We start from the raw sequence: 11,189 nt of genomic DNA on the forward strand, positions 1-11,189 counted from the left end.
CCCTGGCCGAACGCCTCAGGCGAACCGAACAATGGCCACATGACGATCACTTTCATCACCGGGGCGAACAAGGGGCTCGGCCGTGAGACCGCCCGCCGCCTCGTCGGCCTCGGTCACACCGTGCTGGTCGGTGCCCGCGATCCCGAGCAGGGTGCGAAGGCCGCCGCCGAGCTCGGCGCGCGGTTCGTGCAGATCGACGTGACCGATGACGCGTCCGTCGCCGCCGCGGCCGCGGAGGTCGCCGAGCACGAGGGCCGGATCGACGTCCTCGTCAACAACGCCGGCGTCCACGGCCCCTTCGGCGATCCCGGCACGCTGACGGGCGCCGACACCCTCAGCGTCTTCGACGTCAACGTCGCCGGTGTGGTGCGGACGACCACGGCGTTCCTGCCGCTGCTGCGCCGATCATCGGATCCGGTCATCATCAACGTCAGCAGCGGCATGGGCTCGCTCGCCTACACCCATGACCCGTCGCGGGCCGAGTCGTCGGTGGTCGCGCCGCTCTACACCGCCTCCAAGGCGGCGCTCACGATGCTGACCACCCAGTACGCCAAAGGCCTGCCGGACATCCGCGTCAACGCCGCCGATCCCGGCTACACGGCGACCGCCCTCAACGGGTTCAGCGGCCCGCAGACCGTCACCGAGGGCACCGACGCCATCGTCGGCCTGGCCATCGAGAAGCCCGGCGCCGGCTCCGGTCGCTTCGTCGGCCGCACCGGTGAGATCGCCTGGTCCTGACGGCTCAACGAGGTGACGGCAGCACGGACAGCTCGCAGGGGTAGGAGTCGGCGGGGGCGCTCAGCACCCAGACGATCATCTCGGCCAGCGTCTGCGGCCGGATGCACGCCTCGGGATCGTACGGACGCCCGAAGGCACTCCTGACCTCGCCCAGCAGATCCGTCGCGGTCGCCCCGGGATAGACGGTGGTGACGCGGATCCCGTGGGCGGCCTCCTCCTCGCGCAGGGAATCGCCAGCTCCCGCAGCGCCGCTTTGCTGGCCACGAACGCCGACCAGCGGGGGACGCCGGTCAACCCGGCCGAGGCGTTGACGAAGATCACATGACCTCTGGACCGCCGCAACGCGGGCAGCGTCAGCCGTACCAGCTCGGCGGCGGAGGCCACGTTCACCGCCATCGTCCGCCGCCACGTCTCAGGGCCGGCGTCGGCGACGGCCTCGACGGGGGAAATGCCCGCGCAATGCACCAGCGCCTGCACCTCTCCCCATTCCCCAGCGCCGGCCAGCGTCTCGGGGTCGGCCAGATCGGCCTCGATCCCCCGTACGCCGAGCCGCCCGACGTCGCGCCCTACGGCGGTCACCTGGTGCCCTGCCGCTGTGAGCGCGCCGACCAGCGCCGTCCCGATTCCCCCGGTGGCCCCGGTCACCAGCACATGTCCCATGACGACTCCCTCCGTCCGTGCCGCCTGATCATCGCAGAGGCGTGCGGCACGCGGTTCAGGCGCGGGCGCCGCCGTCGACGCGCAGGACCGCGCCGGTCACGTACGACGCCCGGTCGGACAGCAGCCAGGCGGCGGCCTGGGCGATCTCGTCGGGGTCGGCCGCGCGGCGCAGCGGGGTGTGCGCCGCGAGCCGCTCGCGGAGACCGGGCGAATGCGTTTCCCACGTGCGGATCATCTCGGTGGCCGTGTTGCCGGGGGCGATCGCGTTGACGCGGATACCCTCGGGCCCGTACGTGATGGCGGCCGACTCGGTGAGGCTGTTGACCGCCCGCTTCATCGCCCCGTAGACGGGCAGCTCGGGGTTGCCCATCAGGCTGCCGACGGACGAGTTGTTGACGATGGCCCCCGTCCCCGCGGTGGCGCGGATGGCGGCGACCTCGGCGACCATGGCTAGCCACGGGCCCCTGAGGTTCACGGCGTAGACGTGGTCGAAGACGGCCTCGCTGACCTGGTCCATCGGGCCGGGCGGCGTGATGGTCGCGCCGTTGTTGAAGGCGACGTCGAGCCGGCCGTACAGGTCCACGACGCGGTCGACGGCGGCGCGGACACTGGTCGCGTCGGCCAGGTCGCACACCACGTGGTCCGCGACGCCGCCGGCCGCCCGCACCTCCTCGGTCACCGCTTTCAGCTCCTCCTCGGTGCGGGCCGCGAGCAGCACCCGGGCGCCCTCCCGGGCGAACAACCGCGCCGCGGCGGCGCCGATCCCGCGCCCCGCACCGGTGATGAAGGCGACCTTGTCTGCCAGCAGGCCCTGAGTGGTGAAGGTGTTGTCCATGTCTTCAAGCCTGCGGAACTCCGGGCGGCTCATCCAGGCATCGGCGGTACCTGGCTGGGTTCGGCGGGGCCCGCGCATACTGGAAGGGTGGACAGACGAGAGCTGGCGGCCTTCCTGCGCAGCAGGCGGGAGCGGATCACGCCCGCCGACGTGGGTCTTCCCGCGGGGTCGCGCCGGCGCACGCCCGGGTTGCGGCGTGAGGAGGCGGCGCAGCTGGCGTTCATCTCGACCGAGTACTACACGCGGCTGGAGCAGGCCCGCGCCCCGCGCCCGTCGCGGGAGGTGCTGGCCGGGCTGGCGCGGGCGCTGCGCCTGTCGGACGCCGAACGCGACCACCTGCACCACCTCGCCGGCGCCCCGCCGGGCCCTCCGCCCGGGCCCTCCCGTGAGGTGCGGCAGAGCATCCTCGACCTGCTGCGGCGGCTGCCGCAGTCCGCCGCCTTCGTGATCTCCGCGACGTACGAGGTGATCGCCTGGAACGACCTGGCGGCCGCCCTCATGGAGGACTTCTCGGCCTTGTCCCGACGCGACCGCAACCTGGTGCGCCGGGCGTTCCTCGGGCCGCACCCGCAGGGGCGGAGGTTGTTCGGGGTGTCGGACGCGGACGACTTCGCCCGCATCGCGGCCCAGGATCTGCGCGCCGCCGCCGCCCGCTACCCCGACGACCCCGAGGTGGCCGCCCTGGTGGCCGAGCTTGTCGGCGGAAGCGCGGAGTTCGCCCGGCTCTGGTCCTCTCACAACGTGTCCGCCGAACTCACCCTGCGCAAGACCTTCCAGAACCCGCTGGTCGGCCCGGTCACCGTCAACTGCGACGTCCTCGACATCACCGACCGCGACCAGCGGGTCGTCATCTACACCGCGGATCCCGGCTCTCCGTCGGAGGAGGCGCTGCGGCTGCTGTCGGTCGTCGGCACGCAGCGCATGGACGTGCCCCGCTGAGCGGCGGCGGTCACAGCGAGCGGTAGTCGTCCGGATCGGGGCGGCGGGTTCTCTCCCAGTACTCCATGAGGGTGAACGGCCAGTTCTGCGAGACCCGGCCGAGGGCGTTCTTGTACCAGCTGTTCACCGTGGACGCCCCCCAGGCCCGTTCCCGGTTGGCGGCGTCGATCAGCTCGTTGTACGCGTCGTGCACGTCCTCACGGCACTCCAGCGCCCCGTGTCCGTCTCGCAGCAACAGGCGCAGACATTCCAGGATGTAGTGCGCCTCGCATTCGGAGAAGAAGATGATGCTGCCGTTGATCACGATGTTGGTGTTCGGCCCGTACATCAGGAACAGGTTGGGGAAGCCGGGCACGGTCATGCCGAGGTAGGCGCGGGCGTCGCCGTTCCAGCGCTTGTGCAGGTCCGCCCCGTCGCGGCCGGTCACCGTCATCGGCACGAGGAAGTCGGAGGCGGCGAATCCGGTGGCGTAGACGATGACGTCGGCGTCGTAGGTCCGCTCCGCGGTGACGATCCCGTGTTCGGTGATGCGGCCGATCGGGTCGGTGACGAGTGTGACGTTGTCGCGTTTGAGGGCGGCGGCCCATACGCCGTTGTCGCGCAGCATGCGTTTGGCGCCGGGCGGGTAGTCGGGGACGGCGGCGCGCAGCAGGTCCGGCCGGTCGGCGAACAGGTGCTCCAGGTACGCGGTGAGCAGGGCGCGGCGTTCGTCGTTGACCGCCGAGACCGCGCGCCGGCCCGCGGGCCAGGCGGGGTCGACGTACACGCTGGGCAGGCCGCCTTCGACGTTGGCGGTGAACAGCCAGAAGCGGTACCACTGCGCGTAGCCGGGCACGTGCCGGAACAACCAGCGCAGGCCGTCGGCGACGGGGTCGTGATAGTGGGGCGTCGGCGCGAGCCATGGCGCGGTGCGCTGGAAGACGACCAGGCTTCCGGCGGTGCGAGCGATCTCGGGCACGAACTGGAACGCGCTGGCCCCCGTGCCGATCACGGCGACGCGTTTGCCGGTCAGGTCGACGTCGTGGTCCCAGCGCGCCGAGTGGAAGCTCGGCCCGGCGAAGTCGTCCCTGCCGTCGATGTCCGGGTGGCGGGGCCGGTTGAGCTGGCCCACCGCGGAGACGACGGCGTGGGCGGCGAGCACGTCGGTGCCGCCGTCAGGGTTCCGCACGCGTACCGCCCACGTGCGGGTGTCGTCGTCGAAGTCGGCGGACAGCACCTCCGTGCCGAATCGGATGTGCTCGCGGACGCCGGCGCTGTCGGCGAAGCGCCGGAAGTACTCCAGCAGCACGTCGCGGGTCGAGAAGTACGACGGCCATTCGTCGTGCTCGAAGAACGAGTAGCCGTACAGGTGGCTGCTGACGTCGACGCGGCAGCCGGGGTAGGCGTTCTCCAGCCAGGTGCCGCCGACGTCGTCGTTCTTCTCCACGATCGTGTACGGGACGCCGGCCTGGCCCAGCCGGTGGCCGGCGAGCAGGCCCGACATGCCCGCTCCCACGATGACGACGTGGAACGGCCGATCAGGGGCCAGGTCGTCCTTGTGCCATCGGGGTGCCGCCGGGTCGTCCGGGGCGGCGAGCTCGTCGAGCAGCAGCGGCAGGTAGCGGTCGGCGTCGCCGCCGGCCAGGAACCGCACGGCCCGCATCGTGGCCTCGCCGTCCGCCGGGTCCTGCCCGAGCGGGAGCAGTCCGTCGCGGGCGGCGGTGAGCGCGGCGAACGCCAGCGAGCGCGCCTCGTCCTGTTCCTGCGGCGTGTAGCCGCCCTGCGGCAGCAGCCTCTTGGCCGGGGACGGGCGCAGCCGCTCCGGCAGCAGCGCCGGATCCCCGGTGGCGGCGGCGAGCGCGGCGAGCAGCGACGGGAGCTCGGCGTCGAGCAGGGCCCGCCGGATGACGTCGTCGCCGTCGGTGATCGGTTCTGCGGCCCTGGTCACGCGGTCATCTCCGCCACGACGCCGCGCGCCGCGCGGACGGCCCCGACGAACTTCTCACCGGCACGATCGGCGGAGCGGGACACCCGGCTCCGGTGGAGAAGGCCGCGCACCCGGAAACCGTCGCGCACGACGCCGGGCGGCAGCCCGCTCAAGGGGGCGGCGCGCCCTGGCATGGCGCGGATCTGCGGATCAAGAGGCATGAAGGCCCCTCTCCAGTAGCGGTTCACGCCCTTTTCCGGCACGCTAGTACATTCTGGAATCCCGTTTCAAGAATGGTCAACCGTTCGGCAGGATGACGGCGCGGCCGTGCACCTTGCCGTCGTGCAGCCGCGCGTACGCGTCAGGCGCCCGGTCCAGGGTGTAGGTCTCGACGTGGACCTCGACGGCGCCCGTCCGGGCGAGGTCGAGCACCTCGATGAGCTCGGCGCGGGTGCCCCAGTAGGTGGTGGTGACCGTCGTCCCGTACGGGAGCGCGCCGAAACCGACGGGAAGCCGCCCGCCGCCCAGCCCGGCGATCACGATGTCGCCGTCCAGGCCGGCCACCGCCCCGGCGAGGGCGACGGTCGCGGGGGCGCCCACGAAGTCGAAGACCGCGCGGGCTCCCAGCCCGTCCGTCAGCGCCCGGACGGCCACCGCGGCGTGCTCGTCCGACAGGAGCGTCTCGTGGGCGCCGACCTCGCGGGCCAGCGCCAGCTTGTCCTCGGAGACGTCGAGCGCGACGACCGTGGCGGGGCTCAGGGCGCGCAGGAGCTGCACGCCGACGTGGCCGAGCCCGCCGACGCCGATGACGACGGCGGTGCCGCCGGGCCTCAGCTTCGGCAGCGTGCGTTTGATCGCGTGGTACGGCGTCAGCCCCGCGTCGGTGAGCGGCACGGCCCGCACCGGGTCGAGATCGCCGAGCGGCACGAGGTGGCGGGCGTCGTCCACGAGCAGGTACTCGGCGATCGCCCCCGCCGCGCCCAGCCCCGGCGGGAAGATGCCGAGCCCGGCGGCCCGCGGGCAGTAGTTCTCCCTGCCCTCGGCGCAGGCGGCGCAGAGGCCGCAGCCCCACGCGCCGTAGACGGCGACCGCGTCGCCCACCTGCCATCGGGTGACGCCCGCGCCCAGCGCGGCCACCGTGCCGGCGCCCTCGTGGCCGAGGACCAGCGGCAGCGGGAAGGGCAGCGCCTCGCCGGGCACGCTCATCACGGCGAGGTCGGAGTGGCAGACCCCGGCCGCGGCGACCTTGACCAGCACCTGCCCGGGGCCCGGCTCCGGATCGGGGACGGTGGCCACTTCCGGCCCGCCGCCGTCGCCGCGGAAACACAGCGCTCTCATGACTCTCCTAGCGCGCCGAGTAGGCGCCGTCGACGAGGTGGTACCCGCCGTGGACGAACGACGCGCGCGGCGACAGAAGGAACGCCACCAGCTCCGCCACCTCCTCGGCGCGGCCGAGGCGCCCGGCGGCGTGCAGGCTCGCCAGCACCTGCTTGGCGTCCTCGCCCACGCCGTCCAGCAGCGGCGTCTCGATGAATCCCGGCCCGACCGCGTTGATCCGCACGCCCCGCGGCGCGTACTCCAGCGCGGCCGTCTTCGTCAGCCCGACGACGCCGTGCTTGGCGGCGACGTAGGCGGCCTGGCCGGGGAAGCCGTTGACGCCCAGAGCGGAGGACATGTTGACGACCGCGCCGCCGCCGCAGGCCAGGATCGCCGGCAGCTCGTGGTGCAGGCAGTAGAAGACGCCGTCCAGGTTCGTGGCGATCACCCGACGCCAGTCCGCGAGGTCGTGGTCGCCGACGTGCCCGCCGGCGCCGGACACGCCGGCGTTGTTAACGGCCAGGTGCAGCCCGCCCAGCCCGTCCACCGTGGCCTCGACCGCGGCGCGCACGGACTCGGCGTCGGTCACGTCGACCGGCACCGCGAGCGCCCGCGCCCCTGCCGCGGTCAGGTCACGCACGGCCCGCTCGGCCCCGCCTTGTCGAAGTCCGCGACCGCGACGGCCGCGCCCCCGGCGGCCAGGCGGCGGGCGACGGCCAGGCCGATCCCCGACGCGCCGCCCGTGACGAGGGCGGCGCGCCCCTCGAACTCCGTCGCGTACTCGCCGCTCGGCAGCGCCATGTGCACCTGCTTTCTCGGATGTCAGAACGTGACCAGCGAGCGGATCACCCGGCCCGACGTCATGGCCGTGAACGCCTCGCCGACGCCGTCGAGGGTGATGCGCGTGCTGATCAGCCCGTCCAGGTCGAGCCGCCCGGCCCGCCACAGCCGCAGCATGCGGACGAAGTCGGTGCGTACGTCGCCGGAGCCGTACACGCAGCCGAGCAGCCGCCGCTCGCCGGCGAACAGTTCCCCGGCGGTGAAGGTCACCTGCTCGCTGAAGCTTCCCGCGCCGACCACGACGGTGGCGCCGCCGCGCCGGGTGGCGTCCCAGGCCTGCCTGATGGTCGCCGCGCGGCCGACGACCTCGAAGGCGTAGTCGAACCCGCGCCCCTCGGTCAGCTCCTTGACCGCGTCGGCCAGCCCGTCCGGAGTGGCCGTGTGGGTGGCGCCGAAGAGCCGGACGGCCTCCAGTTTCGCGGACAGGCGGTCCACGGCCAGCACGGTCGCGGCTCCGGCCAGCGCGGCGCCCTGGATGACGTTGATCCCGACGCCGCCGCAGCCGATCACCGCCACCGAGGACCCGGGACGCACCCGCGCGGTGTTGATCACCGCGCCGACGCCGGTCAGCACCGCGCACCCGACGACGGCGGCCACGTCGAACGGCACATCGTCCGGGATCGGGACGGCGGCCCGCGCGTCCACCACGGTCTCCTCGGCGAAACAGCCCACGCCGAGCGCCGCGTGCGCCGGCCCGTCACCGAGGCGCAGCGTGGGCGCCGCCGTGGAGGCGCGGGCCGCTGTGCACAGGTTCGGCTGCCCGCCCAGGCAGAAGAAACAGCTCCCGCACGGCGGGATCCAGGACAGGATCACGTGCGTGCCGACCGGCGGGCCGCTCACGCCCGGGCCCAGCTCGACCACCTCTCCCGCGCCTTCGTGGCCGGGCACCAGGGGCAGCTGCGCGGGCAGGGTGCCGTCGCACATCGACAGGTCGGAGTGACACACGCCGGCGGCGCGCAACCGTACCCGCACCTGGCCGGGGCCCGGCGGCCGCAGGGTCAGCTCGTCGCTCACCTCGACGGGCCTGCCCACTTCCCGCAGGACGACGCCTCGCATCGCGCCTCCCGGGCCTAGAGCTGGACGGTCGTGGTGGTGAGGAACTCCTCCAGGCCGAACCGGCCGTACTCGCGGCCGTACCCGGACTGTTTGAACCCGCCGAACGGGGCCAGGCCGTTGTGCGCGCCGTCGTTGACGCGGATCTGCCCGGCCCTGATGCGCCGCGCCACCCGGTGGGCGCGCTCGGCGTCGGCGCCGCGCACGCCGGCGGCCAGCCCGTACGCGGTGCCGTTGGCGATGCGGACCGCCTCGTCCTCGTCGGCGTAGGGCAGGATGACCAGGACCGGCCCGAAGATCTCCTCCTGGGCGATCCTCGACTCCGGGGCGACGCCGCTCAGCACGGTGGGCCGTACGTAGAAGCCGCGCTCCAGCCCGTCCGGCGCGCCGGGGCCGCCGGTGAGGGTGGTGGCGCCGTCCGCGGCGGCGGCGCGCAGGTGCTCGCGGACGCGTTCGCGCTGCACGGCCGAGACCAGCGGCCCCAGCCGGGTGGCCGCGTCGCGCGGGTCGCCCGGCGTGTACGTCTCGGCCTCCTCGGCCGCGATCCGCTCGGCCTGCGCCAGCCGCCCGCGCGGGATGAGCAGCCTGGTCAGCGCCGAGCAGGTCTGGCCGGAGTTCAGGTAGCACGCCGCCACGCCCTTGCGCACGGCGTCCTCGAAGGCCGTGTCGTCCAGGTCGTCGAGCAGCACGTTCGGCGACTTGCCGCCCAGCTCCAGCGCGGTGCGCTTCACCGTCGCGGCGGCCAGCTCGGCGACCCGCCGCCCGGCGCGGGTGGAGCCGGTGAACGACACCATGTCGACCAGCGGATGCGCCGCCAGCGCCTCGCCCGCCTCCGGCCCGACGCCGCACACCAGGTTGAACACGCCCGGCGGGAACCCCACCTCGTGCATCACCTCGGCCAGCGCGAACGCGTTGAGCGGGGTGACCTCGCTCGGCTTGAGGACCACCGTGCAGCCGGCGGTCAGGGCGGGAGCGACCTTGGCCGCGATCTGGTGCAGCGGATAGTTCCACGGGGTGATGGCGCCGACGACGCCGATCGGGTCCCGGTAGACCACCGCGCCGCCGAGCCGCTCCTCGAACTCGACGCTCGAGGCGACCTCCGGCATCGAGGCGAACGTCCTGATGGGCGCGCCCACCTGGATGAGCCGCGTCAGCCGCAGCGGCATGCCCAGCTCGTCGACGATGGTGTCCGTGAGCTGCTCGGCCCGCTTGTCCAGCGCGGCGGCGACGGCGGCGCAGAGCGCGGCCCGTTCGGCGGCCGGGCGGGCGGACCAGGCGGGCAGCGCGGCCGCCGCCGCCTCCACGGCCCGCGCGACGTCCTTGGCGTCGCAGCGCGGAACCTCGGCGATGACGTCCTCGGTGGCGGGGTTGACCACGGGGATGACCTCGCCGCCGCTCGCCTGCACCCACTCGCCGTCGACATAGATCCGGTGCGGCATGCCCTCACCTCGGAAGATTCTAGATTCTAATTCTAGAAGGATTAGATCACGGCGTCCGCGAGCTGGGAAGGCCCGTCCGCTCACCCTTGACAGAACAAATAAATGGATTTTCGATACCTGCATGAAACGCATCACGGGTGTCCCGCCCGCGATGCCGGTCAACCGGGCGCGCAGCGGTGATCGCCCTCAAGGAGCCGCACCATGACCGTGGACGACCGCTTCGGCGACGACCTCCAGCGCACCCGCAGGCAACGGTTCCTCAGCGGCCACCAGAGCGAGATCGTCACCGATCCCGTCTCCGACTGGACGACCGACTTCTCCCACGTCGACCCCGAGTGGGCCGCGGACCCGTACCCGATCCAGGACGAGCTGCGGCAGCGCTGCCCGATCGCCCACACCGACCGGTTCGGCGGCGCGTGGCTGCCCACCCGCTACGACGACGTCGCCGCCATCGCCTACGACACCGAGCACTTCACCTCCCGCGCGATCATCGTCAGCAACATCCGGCCGCCCGCCGACCTGGCCCCGGTCGGCGGCGCGCCGCCGATCTCCTCCGACCCGCCGTTCCACCACGACGCCCGCAAGCTGCTGCTGCCCGCCTTCACCAAGAACGCCGTCGCCCGGCAGGAGCCCGGCACCAGGGCGTACTGCCACGCCCTCATCGACGCCTTCGACGGGCGCGACGTCGTGGACGCGGCCCGCGAGTACGCCAAGCAGATCCCGATGCGGGTCATCGCCGACCTGCTCGGCTTCCCGCAGGAGGACAGCGAGAAGTTCGGCGCGTTCGTCGAGAACACCCTGGAGGACATCAACGCCCCGGCCGAGGTGCGCCTGCAGCGCATCACCAGGCTGTCGGAGTACCTGCTGGAGCAGATCCACGACCACATCGCCCACCCGCGCGACGACCTGACGTCCCACCTGCTCGACGCCGAGCTCCACGGGCGCAGGCTCGAGCCCGGCCACGTGCTCGGCACGATCAACCTGCTGCTCATCGCGGGCATCGACACGACGTGGAGCGCCATCGGCGCCTCCCTGTGGCACCTGGCCAAGACCCCCGCCGACCGCGAACGGCTGGCCGCCGAGCCGGAGCTGCTGCCGACCGCGATGGAGGAGTTCCTGCGCGCCTACGCGCCGGTCACCATGGCCCGGCTGGTCAAACAGGACCTGCACTGGAACGGCGTGGACATGAAGGCCGACGACTGGGTGCTGCTGCCGTTCCCCGCGGCCAACCGCGACCCCGCGCAGTTCGACCGCGCCGGCGAGGTGGTCATCGACCGCGAGGTCAACCGGCACGCCGCCTTCGGCCTGGGCATCCACCGCTGCGTCGGCTCCCACCTGGCCCGCATGGAGCTGCGGGTCGCCCTGGAGGTGTGGATGGAGCGCATCCCCTCCTTCACCCTCGCCGACCCCGGCGCGGTCACCTGGGCCCCCGGCCAGGTCCGCGGCCCCCGCACCCTGCCCC

Annotated in this window: 12 protein-coding genes; 3 read left to right on the plus strand and 9 right to left on the minus strand. The window is 73.1% G+C overall.

Annotated features, from left to right (window positions below):
• Positions 1-39 precede the first annotated feature (39 nt).
• Positions 40-738: an SDR family NAD(P)-dependent oxidoreductase gene (locus tag E1286_RS19235; RefSeq protein WP_132614391.1), complete on the plus strand. Its 699-nt coding sequence runs from the start codon at positions 40-42 to the stop codon at positions 736-738.
• A gap of 75 nt (positions 739-813) precedes the next feature.
• On the opposite strand, the gene E1286_RS19240 is transcribed toward E1286_RS19235, so the two are convergent.
• Both E1286_RS19240 and E1286_RS19245 read right to left on the minus strand, forming a co-directional pair.
• Positions 814-1,398 (minus strand): SDR family NAD(P)-dependent oxidoreductase, encoded by a 585-nt coding sequence (locus E1286_RS19240; protein WP_246074982.1) that lies wholly within the window; start codon positions 1,396-1,398, stop codon positions 814-816.
• 55 nt (positions 1,399-1,453) lie between these two features.
• Positions 1,454-2,233 (minus strand): SDR family NAD(P)-dependent oxidoreductase, encoded by a 780-nt coding sequence (locus E1286_RS19245; RefSeq protein ID WP_132614393.1) that lies wholly within the window; start codon positions 2,231-2,233, stop codon positions 1,454-1,456.
• Positions 2,234-2,320: 87 nt separating this feature from the next.
• On the opposite strand from E1286_RS19245, the gene E1286_RS19250 reads away from it, so the two are divergent.
• Positions 2,321-3,172 (plus strand): helix-turn-helix transcriptional regulator, encoded by an 852-nt coding sequence (locus E1286_RS19250; protein WP_132614395.1) that lies wholly within the window; start codon positions 2,321-2,323, stop codon positions 3,170-3,172.
• A 10-nt stretch (positions 3,173-3,182) separates the two neighbouring features.
• Here E1286_RS19250 and E1286_RS19255 read toward each other — a convergent pair whose 3' ends face one another.
• The 7 genes from E1286_RS19255 to E1286_RS19280 all read right to left on the minus strand — a co-directional run bounded on the left by E1286_RS19255 (position 3,183) and on the right by E1286_RS19280 (position 9,727).
• On the minus strand, positions 3,183-5,099 hold the full coding sequence (locus tag E1286_RS19255) for a flavin-containing monooxygenase (RefSeq protein ID WP_132614397.1): 1,917 nt from the start codon (positions 5,097-5,099) through the stop codon (positions 3,183-3,185).
• Positions 5,096-5,299: a hypothetical protein gene (locus tag E1286_RS19260; RefSeq protein WP_132614399.1), complete on the minus strand. Its 204-nt coding sequence runs from the start codon at positions 5,297-5,299 to the stop codon at positions 5,096-5,098. Before E1286_RS19260 ends, E1286_RS19255 begins: the two co-directional genes overlap by 4 nt.
• A 76-nt stretch (positions 5,300-5,375) precedes the next feature.
• Positions 5,376-6,416 (minus strand): NAD(P)-dependent alcohol dehydrogenase, encoded by a 1,041-nt coding sequence (locus tag E1286_RS19265; RefSeq protein ID WP_132614401.1) that lies wholly within the window; start codon positions 6,414-6,416, stop codon positions 5,376-5,378.
• Positions 6,417-6,423: 7 nt separating this feature from the next.
• The gene (locus E1286_RS19270; protein ID WP_281282698.1) at positions 6,424-7,035 is read right to left on the minus strand and encodes an SDR family NAD(P)-dependent oxidoreductase; all 612 of its coding nucleotides are present in this window, start codon (positions 7,033-7,035) and stop codon (positions 6,424-6,426) included.
• Positions 7,023-7,196, minus strand: coding sequence for an SDR family NAD(P)-dependent oxidoreductase (locus tag E1286_RS51290; protein WP_281282699.1), 174 nt, complete (start codon positions 7,194-7,196; stop codon positions 7,023-7,025). Before E1286_RS51290 ends, E1286_RS19270 begins: the two co-directional genes overlap by 13 nt.
• A gap of 21 nt (positions 7,197-7,217) precedes the next feature.
• A complete protein-coding gene (locus E1286_RS19275; RefSeq protein ID WP_132614403.1) occupies positions 7,218-8,291 on the minus strand; it encodes a Zn-dependent alcohol dehydrogenase in 1,074 nt (357 codons plus the stop codon).
• A gap of 14 nt (positions 8,292-8,305) precedes the next feature.
• A complete protein-coding gene (locus E1286_RS19280) occupies positions 8,306-9,727 on the minus strand; it encodes an aldehyde dehydrogenase family protein (RefSeq protein ID WP_132614405.1) in 1,422 nt (473 codons plus the stop codon).
• 201 nt (positions 9,728-9,928) lie between these two features.
• Between E1286_RS19280 and E1286_RS19285 the strand changes: the two genes are divergently transcribed.
• A partial coding sequence (locus tag E1286_RS19285; RefSeq protein WP_132614407.1) for a cytochrome P450 occupies positions 9,929-11,189 on the plus strand: 1,261 nt, incomplete at its 3' end.

Source organism: Nonomuraea terrae, assembly GCF_004348995.1.
Taxonomy (GTDB): Bacteria; Actinomycetota; Actinomycetes; order Streptosporangiales; family Streptosporangiaceae; genus Nonomuraea; species Nonomuraea terrae.

What these genes read in the sequence shown, in the direction of transcription:
- E1286_RS19235 (WP_132614391.1), top strand. Translation starts at nt 40, where the DNA reads ATGACGATCACTTTCATCACCGGGGCGAACAAGGGGCTCGGCCGTGAG.
- E1286_RS19240 (WP_246074982.1), bottom strand. Translation starts at nt 1,398, where the DNA reads ATGGGACATGTGCTGGTGACCGGGGCCACCGGGGGAATCGGGACGGCG.
- E1286_RS19245 (WP_132614393.1), bottom strand. Translation starts at nt 2,233, where the DNA reads ATGGACAACACCTTCACCACTCAGGGCCTGCTGGCAGACAAGGTCGCC.
- E1286_RS19260 (WP_132614399.1), bottom strand. Translation starts at nt 5,299, where the DNA reads ATGCCTCTTGATCCGCAGATCCGCGCCATGCCAGGGCGCGCCGCCCCC.
- E1286_RS19265 (WP_132614401.1), bottom strand. Translation starts at nt 6,416, where the DNA reads ATGAGAGCGCTGTGTTTCCGCGGCGACGGCGGCGGGCCGGAAGTGGCC.
- E1286_RS51290 (WP_281282699.1), bottom strand. Translation starts at nt 7,196, where the DNA reads ATGGCGCTGCCGAGCGGCGAGTACGCGACGGAGTTCGAGGGGCGCGCC.
- E1286_RS19275 (WP_132614403.1), bottom strand. Translation starts at nt 8,291, where the DNA reads ATGCGAGGCGTCGTCCTGCGGGAAGTGGGCAGGCCCGTCGAGGTGAGC.
- E1286_RS19280 (WP_132614405.1), bottom strand. Translation starts at nt 9,727, where the DNA reads ATGCCGCACCGGATCTATGTCGACGGCGAGTGGGTGCAGGCGAGCGGC.